Source organism: Kitasatospora sp. NPDC093550, assembly GCF_044764985.1.
GTDB lineage: Bacteria > Actinomycetota > Actinomycetes > Streptomycetales > Streptomycetaceae > Kitasatospora.
Genome location: NZ_JBIWJF010000002.1, coordinates 100,269 through 115,818, shown reverse-complemented (window position 1 = coordinate 115,818; position 15,550 = coordinate 100,269). Strand labels below are relative to the sequence as shown.

Genomic DNA, 15,550 nt, shown 5'->3' with positions numbered 1-15,550 from the left:
CGGCTCAGCGGTAGCCGGCCGGGTCCACCGGGCCGTTCGCGGCCTCGACGTCCACCAGGTAGCGCCAGGCGTCCGGGCGGCTGCCGTCCACGTCGGTGAAGCCGTACTCCAGGGCCAGCCCGCCGCTGGACAGCGAGGTGCCGTTGAACCGCGCCCGCTCCGGGTCGGCGGCCAGTGCGGCCACCGCGCGGCCGACGTACGCCGGGGACTCCGAGATGCCGAACGACGGCTCCGCCGCCGTCGCCTCCCGCCAGGTCGCCTCGGTCACCCCGAAGTGCTCCAGCATCATCTCCGAGCGCATCCACCCGGGGGTCAGCGCCACCGCCGTCGCCCCGCGCGCCCCCAGCTCGTGCCCCAGCGCGAAGGCCATCCGCAGCACGGCGGCCTTGGCGACGTCGTAGAAGAAGGAGTTCCGGTAGCGGGTCGCGTTGTACCCGGCGGTGCCGTCCGTCATCTCCACCACCAGCCCGCCGGGGCGGCGCAGCAGCAGCGGCAGCACGTGGTGGCTGGTGATCGCGTGCGTCTCGACGGCCAGCCGCAGCAGCCGCAGCCCCTTGTCCAGGTCGTGCTCCCAGACCGGGACGTCCCAGCCGAACAGCTGCTCCCCGCCCCAGATGTCGTTCACGAGGATGTCCAGCCCACCCTGCTCGGCCTCGATCCGCGCGGCGACCCGCGCCACCTCGGTCGGCACCAGGTGGTCCGCGCGCACCGCGATCCCTCGCCCGCCGGCCGCCGTCACCAGCTCCGCCGTCTCCTCCAGGGTCTCCGGCCGCCCGTACTCCCCCCGGTGCCCCTCGGCGCTACGGCCCGTCCCGTACACCGTCGCCCCGGCGGCGCCCAGCGCCACCGCGATCCCCCGCCCGGCCCCCCGGGTGGCCCCCGCCACCAGCGCGACCTTGCCCTTCAGCGGCTGCTCCGTCATGTCTCGCCCTTCCTCACGCATCACGGTGTCTCCACCCGTCCCCACCGATGCTCCCCGGAAATGCCGACATCTCCTGTCGTGATTCCCGGCGTTGCCGCCGAAGACCGTGGGACGATGCTCCAGCGGCCGGACGCGGCCTGACGTCGCGCCCCGCCGCCGGGGTGCTCACTCTTCCGGGCCCGCGTCCTCGCGGACCTCGGCCCGGGCCCGGCCGGCGAGTTCGATACCGCGAACGCCGCGCAGCCACCGGGTCAGCCCGACCTCCATCGCCCCGAGGCCGGCCCCCGACAACAGCCACTAGGGTGCTTGACATGACTGGCGCAGTCGGAGAACTTGTGGGCGGGCGTTACCGACTCGTGGAGACGGTCGGGCGCGGGGGGATGGGGCGCGTGTGGCGCGGCCACGACGAAAGGCTCGACCGTGTGGTGGCGGTCAAGGAGGTACTGCTGCCGCCGGGAGCGGAACCGGAGCTGCGTGCCGAGCTGCTCGCCCGGACCGAGCGGGAGGCTCGGGCCGCCGCGCGGTTGCGGCACCCGGGAATCGTGACCGTCCACGATGTCGTGCACCACCGTGAAGTCCCCTGGATCGTCATGGAGTTCATCGCCGGCCCCTCGCTCGCGCGGCTCATACGCGGCGAAGGGCGACTCGGCTGGGAGCGGGTCGCCGTGCTCGGCGCCGGGATCGCGGAGGCCCTCGCCCACGCGCACGCCGCCGGGGTGGTGCACCGCGACCTCAAACCCGACAACGTGCTGCTGGCCGGGGACCGGCCGGTCATCACCGATTTCGGCATCGCCCGGCTCCTCGACGCCACCCAGCAGCTGACCGGTACCCATACCGTCATCGGCACACCGCAGTTCATGCCCCCGGAGCAGTTGGAAGCTGGGCGGGTCGAGGCGCCGGCGGATCTGTGGGCGCTCGGCGCGACCCTGTACACGGCCGTCGAGGGACGCCCGCCGTTCGACGGTCCGACGCTGACCGCCGTCATCGCAGCGGTCCTGACCCAGCCCGTCCCACCGGCCGTGCACGCCGGTCCGCTGGCGACGCTGCTCGACGAACTGCTCTCCAAGGACGCGGCGCGACGCCCCGACGCCCAGGTCGTGGCCGAGCGGTTGCGGGCCGCCGTCCAGTCCCGGACCGCCGCGCGCACCCCGACGCTGCGCGCGGATCTCGTCGACGCGCCGGTCACCGACGTCCATGCCGCGCCCACGGTTGCCACCGGGCCGGCGGCGACCGCGGCGCAGACGCCCGGCACCGTCCCGACACGTGTCGACCGGCCGCGGCGGCCGAGTCGGCGCGGCGTCCTCATCGGCGGCCTGGCGGCGCTCGCCACGGCGGCCGGCGGGGCCGTCGCGGCGGTGCGCGGGCTCGGAGACGACAAGGCGAACGGCGCCGGCTCGTGGACCGCGCTCCGCGGCGCGGACAGCCAGGTGACCTCCCTCGCCTACAGCCCCGACGGGAAGCTCCTGGCGGGGGGCTGCAAGGACGGCACCGTCAGGATCTGGGACACCGGCACCGGAAAGGTCACCGCGACCCTCGACCCGAAGTCCCCCGTGCCCGCCCAGGTGGGAAAGCTCGGGTTCGCCCCGGACGGGAAGAGCCTCGTCGCCGGCACCACCTCGGGGCTGCCCGTCACCCGGATCTGGGACCTGGCCACCGCCGCCATCACCTGGCAGACCGCCGTGGGGACCTTGCTGGCGGTCAGTCCGGACGCCAGGACGATCGCGGCCTTCTTCGACAACGAACTCATCCTGTGGGACACCGCGACCGACACCCGCACGGCCGCTGTCTCCGGCGCCCGGGGCTGGGCGGTCTGTGCCGCGTTCAGCCCCGACGGCAAGACCCTCGCCATCGGCGGACCCGACAAGACGTTCCGGCTGTGGAACCCGGGCTCCGGCGCGCCGCCGGTCGCGGCGACCGGGGAAGGGGACGTCGTATCGGTGGCCTTCACCCCGAACGGGAAGTCCGTCCTCACGGCGTGCACCGGGAAGGGCGGGCTCCTGATGAGGGCCGCGAACGGGACCGCCCCCGTCACCGTGGTCCTCGGCGGGGGGCCCGCGAGCCTCGTGGTGCCGAGCCCGGACGGCAACACGGTCGCCACCGTCGCTTCCGTCGACAACGCCGCCACCAAGCTCCAGTTGTGGTCCCTCGGAAGCCGCGCCGTCACCGCCACGCTGGATCCCTTCGACCGGGACGTCTTCACGATGACGCCCCCGCCCGTCGCGATCAGCCCCGACAGTCGGACGGTCGCCGCCGGTGACGACGCCAACCTCGTCCGGCTGTGGCGACTGCACTCGTCATAGCCCGTTGCCTCCGTCCGCCTACCGGCTCAAGAGTCGGTTGTGGGCGTGTTGATGCCGAGGGTGGCCTTGTGGTCGGCCCGGTTCACGACCAGGCGGGCGCGGTGACCGTGTTCCACTTCGGCCGGGCCCGACAACCCGGCAACCCGACCACCTGACGACCTGACCACCTGACGACGAAGCCGGCGGAGGCACGCACTGTGCCTCCGCCGGCTTCGTCGTGCGGTCAGCCCGCTTGCTGCTCAGCCTCGGCCCCGGCGGCCGTGCGCGGGGGCGTTGCCCGCCGCGGTGTGGCGGCGCCTTCGGCGGTGGCTCGGGCCTGGAAGTCGCGCACCAGGGACACGGCGAAGCCCCGGAGCGCCGCGTCGCAGGTCACCGATCCGGTCCTTGCCGCCGTGGTCTTCGAGGCCGACCACCGCCGGTGGGTCGGTGGTCCGGCGGACACCCGCTGCCTCCTGAAGCACCTGCACGGGGTGTCAGCGCCCCTGGAGGCGTTTGGCGTTGTCGCCGAAGGTCCAGCCCTTCGAACCGTCCCAGTTGACCGACCACGTCATGAGCCCCTTCAGCGACCCGCCGAAGGCGTTCCACGCCTGGCCGACCAGCCCCGGGTCCATGTAGCCGCCGCCCGCGCCGGGCTGGGCCGGCAGGCCGGGCACCTGCTTGTCGTAGGGCACCTTGACGGTGGTGCCCTGGATGGTCAGTCCGTTGTTCAGGCAGGTGGTCTGGGTGGTGAAGCCCTGGACGGTGCCGGCCTGGTACGAGTCGCCGGAGCAGCCGTACATGCTCCCGTTGTAGTACTGCATGTTCAGCCACCACAGCCGGCCGTTGTCGACGTACTTCTTGATGATCGGCAGGTAGGCGCCCCAGATCGACCCGTAGGTGACGCTCCCGCCGGTGACGTACGCCGTCTCGGGAGCCATCGTCAGGCCGAAGCCCGCGGGCATCTGGGCCAGCACGCCGTCGATGATGCGGATCAGGTTGGCCTGGGAGGCGGACAGCGTGCCGATGCTGCCGCTCCCGGACAGGCCGGTCTCGATGTCGATGTCGATCCCGTCGAAGTTGTACTTCTTGAGGATCGGGACGACGGTCGCCACGAAGCGGTCGGCGACGGTGCTGGAGCTCAGGTCGATGCCCGCGGCGGCGCCGCCGATCGACATCAGGATGGTCGCGCCGGCGGCCTTGGCCTGGCACATCTCGGCCGGGGTCGAGACCTTGACGCCGGCGTCCATGCCGTCCTGCCACTGGACGGTGCCGTCGGAGAGGATCACCGGGAAGGCGGCGTTGATCACGTTGTAGCCGTGCGCGGCGATCCGGCTGTCGGTGATGGGCACCCAGCCCATGCCCGGGTGCACGCCGTTCGCGGCGCCGTCCCAGTTCTCCCAGTAGCCCTGCAGCACCTTGCCGGACGGCCTGGGCTTGGTGGGGCAGCTGTCGCCGCCCGGCGGAGTGGTCGGGGGCGTCGTCGGCGGCGTGGTGGGCGGAGTGGTCGGGGGCGTCGTCGGCGGCATGGTGGGCGGAGTGGTCGGGGGCGTCGTCGGCGGCGTGGTGGGCGGGGTGGTGCTGCCTCCGGGGCCGATCAGCGACACGTCGTCCGCGTAGTACGCGGGCTGCCCGTACCAGCCGTGCAGGTAGACGGTGACCGAGGTGGTGCTCGGTCCGGTGCTGAAGCCGACGCTGAGCTGGCTGTACGACGCGGCGTCGGGCGTCCAGGTGGACTGGGCGCCGGACAGGCCGGTGCCGGTGGCGCCCAGGTAGACGTAGGCGCCCTGGACGTAGGCGCTCAGCGTGTACTGGGAGTTGGGCTGCACGCTGATCGTCTGGGTGCACTGGGCGTTGTCCTGGCCGGACGGCGTGGCCTTGAGCGCGGAAGCGCCGGAGTGGACCGGGCTGCCGACGGCCGCGCCGGAGCCGCCGGTGCAGCTCCAGTCGGAGAGTCCGTTCTCGAAGCCGGAGTTGGCCACCAGGTTGGTGGTGGCGGCGCCGGCCGTGACACCGCCGGCGACGGCGAGGCCGGCTGCGATGACGGCCGCGGCGCTCGCCCCGGCGAGGGTACGGCTCAGGACCCTCGGGCGCGGGGTGTGCGGGCGTGGAGTGTGGGGACTCCGATGGATCATGCGGTGCTCCCTTCCCGCCGGGCGGCATGGGCATGAACATGACCAGCGCGTGGGGGCGTGACGCCCGGCTCCGGGTGAGGTGGGGGATCTGGGGGGCCGTGCCGGACCGGATCGTAGGAGGGTCGACTGGCCTCGTCAATAGGTCTGGACCACTGAGGTCTGGACCAATCTCTCCGACCCGCCCCTCCAGCCCTCTCCCTCCAGCCCCCCGACCCGCCCCTCCAGCCCTCTCCCTCCAGCCCCCCGACCCGCCCCTCCAGCCCTCCCCCTCCGGCCCACCCCTTGACACCCCGTCCGGCCGTCCGGCCGTCCGGACATCCGGAGGGCGACCTCCCAGTTGTCGCGCGTAGAAACGTTCTTCCGCCGTACGTCTGGCCGTCGCCCGGCGCGGACGGTAGGCATCTGATGGCGCTGCTACAAACCTCAGCGCGCGACGTTCCCGTCCACGGTCACACCGCCGGTCCACGAGCCCGGACGGTGGTCAGGAGGAAGCCCCATGCGGAGCACCCCGAACCCCCGGATCAGCCGAACCGCCTTGAGAGCGCCGCGCGTTCGGCGCCGGAGCCTGGCGGCGGCCTCCGCCGCGGCCGTCGTGGCGGCGCTGGTGGCGCTGCCCGGCGGCGCGGCCCAGGCGGCCTCGCCCGACATCGTGATCAGCCAGGTGTACGGCGGTGGCGGCAACTCCGGCGCCCCGTACGCCAACGACTTCGTCGAGCTGTACAACCGAGGCACCGCCCCCGTGTCCGTCACCGGCTGGACGGTCCAGTACGCCTCGGCCGGCGGCTCGACCTGGTCGCGGACCACCCTCTCCGGGACGATCGCGCCCGGCCACTACTTCCTGGTCCAGGAGGCAGCCGGGGCCGGTACGGGCTCCGCGCTGCCGACGCCGGACGCCACCGGCACGATCGCGCTGTCCGCGACCTCCGGCAAGGTCGCCCTGGTCACCAACGGCACGGCGCTGAGCTGCGGTTCGGGCTGCGCCGGCCTGCCCGGGGTGAAGGACCTGGTCGGCTACGGCAGCAGCGCGAGCTCCGCCGAGGGCTCGCCGACCGGCAGTCTGTCGAACACCGCCGCCGCCCTGCGCGCCGGCGGCGGCGCCACCGACACCGACAACAACGCGGCGGACTTCGCCGTCGCCGCGCCCACCCCTCGCAACTCCTCCTCCACCGGCGGGGGCGGCGGCACCGGCGGCACCCGCATCCACGACATCCAGGGCGCCGCCCGCACCTCCCCGCTGGCCGGCAGCGCGGTCAGCGCCGTGCCGGGCGTGGTGACGGCCGTCGGCCCCAACGGCTTCTGGTACCAGGACCCGCAGCCCGACAACGACCCCGGCACCAGCGAGGGCGTCTACGTCTACACCGCCGGCGCGCCCTCGGTCGCGGTCGGCGACTCCGTCACGGTGAGCGCCACCGTCAGCCAGTACCGCCCGGGGGGCACCGGCGGCACCGCCAACCTGTCGATCACCGAACTGACCGCGCCCACCGTCACGGTGGTCGCCCACAACGCGCCGCTGCCCGCCGCCACCCTGGTCGGCCCCGGCGGCCGGATACCCCCGTCCGCGGTCATCTCCAGCGTCACCTCCGGCGACGTCGAGACCGCGGGCACCTACCGGCCCACCACCGACGGCCTGGACTTCTGGGAGTCGCTGGAGGGCATGCGGGTCGAGATCGACAACGCGGCCGTGGTCGGCCCGACCAACAAGTACGGCGAGCTCCCCGTCGTCCCGCAGGGCAGCACCACCCGCACCAACCGGGGCGGCATCCTGCTGCAGGCCGCCGACGGCAACCCGGAGCGCGTCGTGCTCGGCAAGGCCCTCGCGCCCACCCCGACCGCCGACGTCGGCGACACCCTGACCGGCGCCACCGTCGGCGTGCTCGACTACGCCTTCGGCAACTTCACCCTCCAGGTCACCGCGACCCCGGCGGTCACCCCCGGCGGCACCGCCCCCGAGGTCACCACCGCGCCGACGGCCGGCCAGCTCGCCGTGGCCACCTTCAACGTGGAGAACCTCGCCCCGTCCGACCCGCAGAGCAAGTACGACGGCCTCGCGGCGGGCATCGTCACCAACCTGCGCGCGCCCGACCTGGTCGCCCTGGAGGAGATCCAGGACAACAGCGGTGCCACCGACGACGGCACGGTGAGCGCCACCCAGACCCTGGCCAAGCTCACCGCGGCCATCACCGCCGCGGGCGGCCCCTCCTACTCCTACCGCGAGATCGACCCCGTGGACGGCCAGGACGGCGGCCAGCCCGGCGGCAACATCCGCCAGGTGTTCCTGTTCCGCACCGACCGCGGCCTCTCCTTCACCGACCGGCCCGGCGCCGGGTCCACCACCGCCGACTCCGTGGTGAACGCCAGCGGCACCCCGCAACTCGCCTACTCCCCCGGGCGGATCGACCCGGCCAACACGGCGTGGAACTCCAGCCGCAAGCCGCTGGCCGGGGAGTTCCGCTGGAACGGCAAGCCGGTCTTCGTGATCGCCAACCACTTCAACTCCAAGGGCGGCGACCAGCCCCTCTTCGGCCGCTACCAGCAGCCCGCCCACCCCTCCGAGACCCAGCGGCACGCCCAGGCCACGGCGGTGAAGGCCTTCACCGACCAGCTCCTCGCCGTCGACCCGAACGCCTCCGTCATCGTGCTCGGCGACCTCAACGACTTCGAGTTCTCCCAGACCACCGACATCCTCACCGCCGGCGGCTCCCTCACCGACCTCCCGCGCACCCTGCCGCTGCCCGAGCGCTACACCTACGTGTACGAGGGCAACTCCCAGGTGCTGGACCACATCCTGATCTCCGGCGCCCTCGCGGCCACCTCGTACAGCTACGACATCGTGCACATCAACAGCGAGTTCAGCGCCCAGCTCAGCGACCACGACCCCCAGGTCGTGCGCATCCCCCTGCCGTAGCACCCCCGCCCCCGGTGCCGGTCTCCCCGTGGGCGGGGAGACCGGCACCGGCCGTGCCACGGACCGGTCGGCCCGGAAAACCGCAGGTGAGCGGCGTACGGGTGGCGCTAGGGTTCGGTGCATGACCACGCACGTCCCGCTCCACTTCACCCGCACCACCGGCCTCGGCGTCCACGACGACCTCCTGCTGAGGCTCGGCGCCTGGTGGCACGCGTGCGATTCGTACTACCTCGGTCTCGACGACTCGCCCACGATGGGCGCCGACATCGGCTCGGGGCTCGTCCGGCTCCTCGACCAGTGGCTGGAGCAGCTCGACCGACTGCCCGCCGCCGAGGGCCCGGCGTTCCTGCCGTTCGACTTCTCCGACCAGTGCACCGGCTGGCTGCGGGTGTCGAGCGTGAGCGCGGAGCGGGTCGTGGTGGAGGCCGGCTGGAGCGCGGTCGAGGGATGGAGCTTCTACCCCTCGGACATCGCCGAGACGGCGGCCGGCCTCGCGGACTTCGAGCCGATCGAGAACACCGCCATCGCGTGCGAGCTCGACGCCCTCCTGCTGACCGTGGCCGGGATCCGCGCCGGATTCGCGGCCTAGACGTATTGGCCCGCAGGGTTGTTGACTCGACTGATGGGTGGCTGACCACCGAGCGCGGTGTGGCCACGGTGGTGGTTGTAGGTGTGGATGAATTCCGCCAAGGCGTCGGCACGTTCGCCGTTGCTGGAGTACGGGCGTACGGAGGCCCATTCATCGAGCAGGGTGCGGTTCAGGCGCTCCACCGTGCCGTTCGTTCGCGGGCGGTAGGGGCGGGTGCGCTTGTGGGTGATGCCGGCGTCGCTCCAGATCTGCGCGAACAGCCTGGACCTGTAGCAGGAGCCGGTGTCGGTGAGGACTCGCTCGACGTTGATGCCGTACCCGGAGAAGAAGGCGTTGGCGCGCCGCCGGAAAGTCACCTGACCCGGCTTCGGGCGGGCCGGAATCATGAGGTCGCAAACAAGGCTGGCAGAGCTGGGACGTTCGCGTCGTTGCAGTGGCGGCGGTGCATCCGGTCCTGCGGCCCCGCGGGCCGCTCGGGCGGCCGGCGGGGGACCTGGGTTCAGTTCATGCTGGAGACCGACGAGACCTGAGGCGTCGTGGAGTAGTGATCCGTGGTTTTGGTAGGGTCCTCGGCATGTCCTACATGTTCGTTCGCCTCCGTAGCGCCTAAGACGTCTGCCGCCGCAGTCGCTCGGCGACCGGCGCCAGCCGAGGAACCCGCAGAAGACCGTCGTGTCTCACGGCACTGCTCTGCGGGTGCCGCTCGGCGTTGACCGTCGACGCGCGCGCACTCTTGCCGGTGAGCCCATCCACGTCGTGTGCTGCCCCTGACCAGGCGGCTGACGCCGGTTGACCGCTGCCGACGGCCTGCGTGCGCCCGGCCACTGAACCGTGCTGCGCCTGGCGACAGGCGTGCCCGTTTCTCTCTTCGACTTCAGGCGGCGCACCGCGTCGGCATCAGCCCTTCAGGCATGCCTGCTGCGCCACCACCGGACATAGGACTGACCCGAATGGCATCTGTCTCCAGTAACTCTCCCCGTCCGCGCCAGGCCCGCGAGGCCAGTGCGACGTTCGTGCTCGTGCACGGCGTGTGCACCAGCTCGTTCATGTGGGCTCCCATCCAGCGCGAGCTGGCGCTGCGCGGGCACCGCAGCTTCGCCGTGGACCTGCCGGGGCACGGCTTCGACGCCCAGTACTCCGCCGCCTACCAGGCCCCGCAGGACCTTGACGCGTGGGCGGCCGAACCGTCCGAACTGGCCGGGGTCACCCTTCAGGACAACGTCGACATGGTCGTCGACGTCGTCCGGCGGGTGGCCGAACACGGTCCGGTGGTCCTGGTGGGTGCCAGCCTCGGCGGAACCACCATCACCGGGGTGGGCAACACAATTCCCGACCTGGTGGACCGGCTCGTCTACATCTCCGGCTGGTCGTGCGTGGAACGCTCCAACCCCATCGAGTACATGCAGGAGCCCGAGTTCGCCGACAACCTGATGGCCCCGCTGGCCGCGCTGAACGTCGGCGATCCCGCCGAACTCGGCGTCGGCCGGGCGAACTACCGCACCGCCGACCCGGTCATGCTGGCCGGGCTCAAAGCGGCGATGATGGCGGACAGCACCGAGGACCAGTTCCGGGCCTTCCTCAACATCCTGCAGCCCGACGAGTCCCTGGCGGTGATGATGTCCGACGCTCGCGGCCACGCGGACACCTGGGGCACCATCGCCCGCTCCTACATCCGTCTCACCGAAGACCGGTCCCTTCCCGTGGCCATGCAGGATCGCCTGATCGCCGAAGCCGACGCACTGACGCCCGGCAACGTGTACGACGTGCACACCCTGGCCACCAGTCACGTCGGGTTCCTGCTCAAGCCGGCGGAGGTGGCCGACATCCTCGACGGACTGACCGTCTGACCCCACAGGCACACATCACTGCCCAGCGCATTGGAGGGAGGCAGCCCGCGGCTGCCTCCCTCCAATGAACGCGGCAGACAAGCCCTACCACTCGCCAACGGATCAGGAGTAGGTGAACCCGGCCAGGGTGAGCAGGCCGAACACGATGTCGGAGTACCAGGCGGCGTCGGTGACGATCATCTCCGGGCGGCGGCCGCCGTCGCGGTCGTAGAGGACGTCCATCACGTACAGCGAGTCGCGCGGGGTGCCCGCCACGACCTTGCCGCCGAGACCGGCGGCCTGGTCGTTGATCAGGTCGAGCCACGTCGCCCCGGCCCGCTGTCCGTTCCCGCCGGTGGAGGCGCCGAAGTACTTCGGTTCGGCCTGGCGTACACCGAGGCACCGGCACGACGAACCGCATGCCGTCGACCGAGGCGACCAGGCCTCCGCCCCAGGCCTGCGCGAGCGGGATCGACATGACAAGGGCCTTGCCGATCTCGTCGCGGAGCTGTCCACCCGCAGTCAGGAGTTCCGCACCCGCTGGGCCGGCCGCGGCATCCTCCAGTTCCACACGCCCTGCGCATCCTGGCCAGCCGTACTGCCGAACCCGACCTCGCCCCCCGGGTCGGCCGAGCCCTCCCCCGAGTGAGGGCGAGTAGCGGTCGGCAGACAGGCGTTCAGAGAGACGTTCACTCACGAGGCCGACATCTCCTTCGACAGGGAGAGCGCCCGCTCCCATCCGGGGTCAAGGACCTACGTCGGGTCCATCACCACGACGGACGGCGCCACCTGGCTCCCGAGCTCGGCGCACCTGTTCCCTGCGGGCGGCAGCCAGGCACCCCGTCGGCTTCGGCACGCCGACGCGTCAACCCAGCACGCCCAGTCGGATCGAGATTGCTGTCAACAACGCTCGTGGTCATGACACCTAGACGTCGTCCTCCGGTTCCGCGGTCAGGCGCCGCAGCAGGCCGAGCAGGGTCGCGCGGTCCGGGGCGGGCAGGGGGGCGAAGCAGTCGGCGAGCACCTCGTCGGCGACCGTGTGACCGGCCGCCAGGGTCTGCTCGCCGGCGGCGGTGAGGTGGTGCTCGATGCGGCGGCCGTGTCCCGGTCGGCGCTCCACCAGGCCCTGGGCGGCCAGGCGGCCGACGAGGGCGCCGAAGGCCTGCTCGCTCTGGAAGGTCGCGACGGCCAGCGCCCGGGCGGTGGCCCCCGGTGAACGGCTGATCGCCCGCAGGGCGTCCCACTGCGCCAGCGTGGTGCCGACGGCCGCGAGCGCGGTGTCCAGCGCCCGGTGCTGCCGGTACTGGGCCTGCTTGACCGCCCTGCCGAGTTCTTGCAGCTCACCATGCATGGGCCGATTCTATGTCACGACCAAGCTAGCTTAATTAAAGATCCTTAGTTACTCTGGAGGCATGAACCCCGACCTTTCCCTCCCCGTGTCCGAGGCCGGAACCGGCCGTCCCGTCCTCCTCCTCCACGGCGGCGGAGGCCCCGCGACCGTGGCCGGCCTCGCCGAGCGCCTCTCCACCGGCGCCCACACCCTCACCCCCGTCCACCCCGGCTGGGACGGCGTCGAACGCCCGGCCGGCCTCACCCGCATCGCCGACCTCGCCCTCGCCTACCTGGACCTCCTGCGCGACCGCCGACTGGAGGACGTCCTGATCGTCGGCTCCTCCCTCGGCGGCTGGATCGCCGCCGAGATGGCCGCCCGCGACACCGCGGGAGCCGTCACCGGCCTGGTCCTGATCGACGCCGTCGGCATCCACGTCGAGGACGAGCCGATCACCGACGTCTTCGCCCTCGACGCCCGTGGCCTCGCCGAGCACTCCTGGCACGACCCGGACCGCTTCCACGTCGACCCGGCCGACCTCCCACCCGCCGAACTCGCCCGCCGCCAGGACAACATGGCCACCATGCGCGCCCTCGCCGGCGACCCCTACATGCACGACCCCGAGCTGCCGCACCGGCTCGGCCGCGTCCGGGTGCCCACCCTGCTGGTCTGGGGCGAGAGCGACCGCGTCGTCACCCCCGCCTACGGCGCGGCCTACGCGGCCGCCATCCCCGACGCCCGGCTCCACCTCGTCCCCCGCGCCGGCCACCTCCCGCAGCTCGAACAGCCCGAGACCACCCACACCCTGATCGAAGCCCACCTGCGCCGCACCACCACCCGCCCCGCCACCGCCGGCTGACCCGCCCCCAGCCGACGGCTCGCTCGAGGCCGCAGCGCGGTGCAGTGCGGTGCGGTGCGGTGCGGTGCGGTGCGGCGTGGCGTGGTGATCGCGTGCGTCAACGGGCGCGCCGAGCCGCTCGGCTCACCGCGCGGGCCCCGGGGCGGGCGGGACGGGCATGGCGCGCCAGGTGTCCGCGAGGACCTCCATGGTCACCAGGCGCATGGTGGTGCCGGCTTCGGGGAAGTACCGCTCGGTCTCGCCGGTGGGGGTGAAGCCGAAGCGGGTGATCGCCCGGACCGCGTCGGTGTTCTCGACGGAGGTCATGCTCCACACCCGGGCGAGGCCGAGTTCGGCGAAGGCGAGCTTCAGCATGAGCCAGCCGATGTCGGGGGCGCACCCCGAGCCGCGGAGGTGCCGGGCCATGGTGAAGACGCCGGAGTATCCGGTGGTGTCGTCCTCGACGTCGAGGCGGATGCCGCCCACGGGGCGATCACCGTCCCGGAGGCAGGCGGCCAGTTGGTAGTGACGGCGCGGCACCTCGGCGGCGGTCGCCATCGCGTCGTCGAGCCTGCGCCGGATCCGGTCGTCGTCCATGACGCCGGTCGAGAGGTGGCGCATGCCGGCCGGATCACCCCAGACCAGGCGCATGGCGTCGAGGTCGTCGGCGCGGTGGTCCCGCAGCCGGACGCGGCGGGTCTCCAGGACCGGCAGCGTCGAGGACGGACGGACGGGCGTGCGATTCATGAGCGAACCCTCACGAGCTGGTGTGGGAGGGCGGTGCGTCGAGCCCGCCCCATCGGCACTCGTAGCAGACCAGCCCCGGGTAGACGTCCGGTCAACGCCGTCATGACGCGAGGCGGTGAGCCGGGACCCGGCCGACCCGGTGGGCCGGTTCATGCGCCCGCGCTGTCCTCGCTCTCCCAACGCAGCAGGTCGCCGGGCTGGCAGTCCAGCACCTCGCAGAGCGCGGCGAGCGTCGTGAAGCGAACCGCCTTGGCGCGGCCGTTCTTGAGCACCGCGAGGTTGGCGGGTGTGATCCCCACCCGGTCGGCGAGTTCGCCCACCGACATCTTCCGCCGGGCCAGCATCACGTCGATGTCGACGGTGATCGGCATCAGATCACCTCGTCCAGCTCGGCCTGCATCCGGGTCGCCTCGCCGTCGCGGGCGACGGCCTGGGCGAGCAGGGTGCGCAGCACCAGCACGATGAGCGCGACACCCAGGATGGCCAGGCCGATCCCGGCCATGATGCCGGTGACGCCCGGGTCGTCGCGCTGGCCGGGCGCGTTCACGGCGGTGACCGCGAACCAGGCGAGCGCGGCCGCGACGATGGCGCCGATGATGCCGTCCACGTAGCGGAAGGCGGCGTGGGAGAACACGGTGCCGCGTCGCACCATCGTCACCAGTCGCCAGACGCAGCCGATGGCCACCTGGGCGGTGCCGATGCCCAGGATCGTGATCACGCGCAGCGCGGTCAGCGGGAGCGTGCCGCCCTCCTGGTCCTTCCCGCCGGCCAGCGCCCACACCATCAAGCCCTGGACGAGCACGCTGCCGGTGAGCACCACCACGAGCACGGCGCGCAGTGCGCGCACTGTCAGCTTTCCCAAGACCCATCCTCCCATCGAGTTGCGATGGGAATCTATCGAATGTCGATAGGTTGAGCAAGGGGCGAGGGACCCCCGGGGGGGGGTTCGTCGGCCTCCCGACGGTTCGCCGACGTCGTACCGGACGCCCGGGCCCGTCAGGCCACGCCGCCGGAGAGCTCCCCGGCGGGCTCGGCCAGCAGCCGGTAGCGGTCGCCCTCCCGGCGGACGGTGCCGGCCGTGGGGCGCGGGAAGTGGGTGCCGAGGAGCAGGGTGTCGGTGTCCGCCAGGGTGTCGAGCATCCGGGCGCGGGTGCGGACGGCCTGGGCGGAGTCGATGTCGACGCAGCTGTGCACGTGGGGGTGGGACAGCTGGACGGGGTGGTGGATGCTGTCCCCGGTGATCAGCGCCCGCCGGTCGCCGCCGCGCAGCTCCACGGCGACCTGACCGGGCGTGTGGCCCGGCGCCGGGACCAGGAAGACGCCCGGCGCCACCTCGCGCCCCCGCTCGGGCACGTCCACGACGTCGTACTGTCCGGCGTCGCGCACGGGGGTGACGGAGTCCCGGAACATCTGCCGACGGGCCTCGTCCAGCTCGACGGAGTCCCAGTGGACGCTCTCGGCGCGGCTGGTGAGGTAACGGGCGCGGGGGAAGGTGGGCGCCCAGTCCTCGCCGACGAGGCGGGTGTTCCAGCCGACGTGGTCGGTGTGCAGGTGCGTGGTGATCACCAGGTCCACGGACTCGGACGGGAAGCCCGCCGCCGCCAGCCGCGCCAGGAAGTCGGTGTCGAGCCCGTTCCAGGCCGGGTTGGCGCGCTGCTTGCCGTTGCCGATGCCGGTGTCGACGACGATCCGCAGCCCGCCGGCCTCCACCGCGAAGCTGTGGCTCGCCAGTCGGGGGACCTCGGCGTCGGCGAAGTCGGGCCGCAGCCAGGAGGCCTCGTCCAGCACTTCCTTGGTGGCGTCCGGCAGCAGCCAGGGGCCGGTCTGCCGCGGCAGTTCGATCTCGTCGATCCGGTGGACGGCGATGCCGCCGAGGCTCCAGCCGGTGCCGGTGCCGGTGGAGGGGGTGGAGGAGGTGGAGGGGACGGTCGGACGGGGCGTGCTGGTGCTCATCTCACGGTCCTTGCGGGGTGGGCGGATCG

At 72.5% G+C, this 15,550-nt stretch carries 12 protein-coding genes and 4 pseudogenes; 5 read left to right on the top strand and 11 right to left on the bottom strand.

Going from position 1 to position 15,550, the window contains the following annotated elements; translation table 11 throughout:
• Positions 1-4: 4 nt before the first annotated feature.
• Both ACIRD3_RS03695 and ACIRD3_RS03690 read right to left on the bottom strand, forming a co-directional pair.
• Entirely contained in the window at positions 5-922 is a 918-nt protein-coding gene (locus ACIRD3_RS03695; RefSeq protein ID WP_402211057.1) for an SDR family oxidoreductase, read from the bottom strand.
• Between the two features lie 165 nt (positions 923-1,087).
• Entirely contained in the window at positions 1,088-1,213 is a 126-nt protein-coding gene (locus ACIRD3_RS03690) for a hypothetical protein (RefSeq protein ID WP_402211054.1), read from the bottom strand.
• 20 nt (positions 1,214-1,233) lie between these two features.
• On the opposite strand from ACIRD3_RS03690, the gene ACIRD3_RS03685 reads away from it, so the two are divergent.
• Positions 1,234-3,222 (top strand): WD40 repeat domain-containing serine/threonine protein kinase, encoded by a 1,989-nt coding sequence (locus ACIRD3_RS03685; RefSeq protein ID WP_402211051.1) that lies wholly within the window; start codon positions 1,234-1,236, stop codon positions 3,220-3,222.
• 473 nt (positions 3,223-3,695) lie between these two features.
• Here the strand turns inward: ACIRD3_RS03685 and ACIRD3_RS03680 are convergent.
• Together ACIRD3_RS03680 and ACIRD3_RS03675 are read right to left on the bottom strand one after the other, a co-directional pair.
• Positions 3,696-4,649, bottom strand: a pseudogene (locus tag ACIRD3_RS03680) (chitinase); the annotation flags it as partial.
• Positions 4,650-4,847: 198 nt separating this feature from the next.
• A pseudogene (locus ACIRD3_RS03675) lies at positions 4,848-5,333 on the bottom strand (carbohydrate binding domain-containing protein); the annotation flags it as partial.
• Between the two features lie 496 nt (positions 5,334-5,829).
• Here ACIRD3_RS03675 and ACIRD3_RS03670 point away from each other — a divergent pair.
• Together ACIRD3_RS03670 and ACIRD3_RS03665 are read left to right on the top strand one after the other, a co-directional pair.
• Positions 5,830-8,238, top strand: a complete 2,409-nt coding sequence (locus ACIRD3_RS03670; RefSeq protein ID WP_402211048.1) for a lamin tail domain-containing protein — start codon at positions 5,830-5,832, stop codon at positions 8,236-8,238.
• 121 nt (positions 8,239-8,359) lie between these two features.
• Entirely contained in the window at positions 8,360-8,827 is a 468-nt protein-coding gene (locus ACIRD3_RS03665; protein WP_402211046.1) for a hypothetical protein, read from the top strand.
• Here ACIRD3_RS03665 and ACIRD3_RS03660 read toward each other — a convergent pair.
• A pseudogene (locus ACIRD3_RS03660) lies at positions 8,824-9,177 on the bottom strand (integrase core domain-containing protein); the annotation flags it as partial. The gene ACIRD3_RS03665 and the pseudogene ACIRD3_RS03660 sit on opposite strands and share 4 nt — an antisense overlap.
• 600 nt (positions 9,178-9,777) lie before the next feature.
• On the opposite strand from ACIRD3_RS03660, the gene ACIRD3_RS03655 reads away from it, so the two are divergent.
• The gene (locus tag ACIRD3_RS03655) at positions 9,778-10,674 is read left to right on the top strand and encodes an alpha/beta fold hydrolase (protein ID WP_402211043.1); all 897 of its coding nucleotides are present in this window, start codon (positions 9,778-9,780) and stop codon (positions 10,672-10,674) included.
• Positions 10,675-10,779: 105 nt separating this feature from the next.
• Here the strand turns inward: ACIRD3_RS03655 and ACIRD3_RS03650 are convergent.
• Together ACIRD3_RS03650 and ACIRD3_RS03645 are read right to left on the bottom strand one after the other, a co-directional pair.
• Positions 10,780-11,128 (bottom strand): annotated as a pseudogene (locus tag ACIRD3_RS03650) (Tn3 family transposase); the annotation flags it as partial.
• 450 nt (positions 11,129-11,578) lie between these two features.
• Complete coding sequence (locus ACIRD3_RS03645) at positions 11,579-12,004, bottom strand: MarR family winged helix-turn-helix transcriptional regulator (protein ID WP_402211040.1); 426 nt, start codon at positions 12,002-12,004, stop codon at positions 11,579-11,581.
• A 61-nt stretch (positions 12,005-12,065) separates the two neighbouring features.
• Here ACIRD3_RS03645 and ACIRD3_RS03640 point away from each other — a divergent pair, with 61 nt between their 5' ends.
• Entirely contained in the window at positions 12,066-12,842 is a 777-nt protein-coding gene (locus ACIRD3_RS03640) for an alpha/beta fold hydrolase (RefSeq protein WP_402211037.1), read from the top strand.
• A 123-nt stretch (positions 12,843-12,965) separates the two neighbouring features.
• On the opposite strand, the gene ACIRD3_RS03635 is transcribed toward ACIRD3_RS03640, so the two are convergent.
• From ACIRD3_RS03635 to ACIRD3_RS03620, 4 genes are all read right to left on the bottom strand, one after another.
• Positions 12,966-13,568, bottom strand: coding sequence for a GNAT family N-acetyltransferase (locus ACIRD3_RS03635; RefSeq protein ID WP_402211034.1), 603 nt, complete (start codon positions 13,566-13,568; stop codon positions 12,966-12,968).
• Positions 13,569-13,717: 149 nt separating this feature from the next.
• Positions 13,718-13,939, bottom strand: coding sequence for a helix-turn-helix domain-containing protein (locus tag ACIRD3_RS03630; RefSeq protein ID WP_402211031.1), 222 nt, complete (start codon positions 13,937-13,939; stop codon positions 13,718-13,720).
• The gene (locus ACIRD3_RS03625; protein ID WP_402211028.1) at positions 13,939-14,430 is read right to left on the bottom strand and encodes a DUF2975 domain-containing protein; all 492 of its coding nucleotides are present in this window, start codon (positions 14,428-14,430) and stop codon (positions 13,939-13,941) included. The genes ACIRD3_RS03630 and ACIRD3_RS03625 overlap by 1 nt, the downstream gene beginning before the upstream one ends.
• A 134-nt stretch (positions 14,431-14,564) precedes the next feature.
• On the bottom strand, positions 14,565-15,521 hold the full coding sequence (locus ACIRD3_RS03620) for an MBL fold metallo-hydrolase (protein ID WP_402211025.1): 957 nt from the start codon (positions 15,519-15,521) through the stop codon (positions 14,565-14,567).
• Positions 15,522-15,550: the final 29 nt, after the last annotated feature.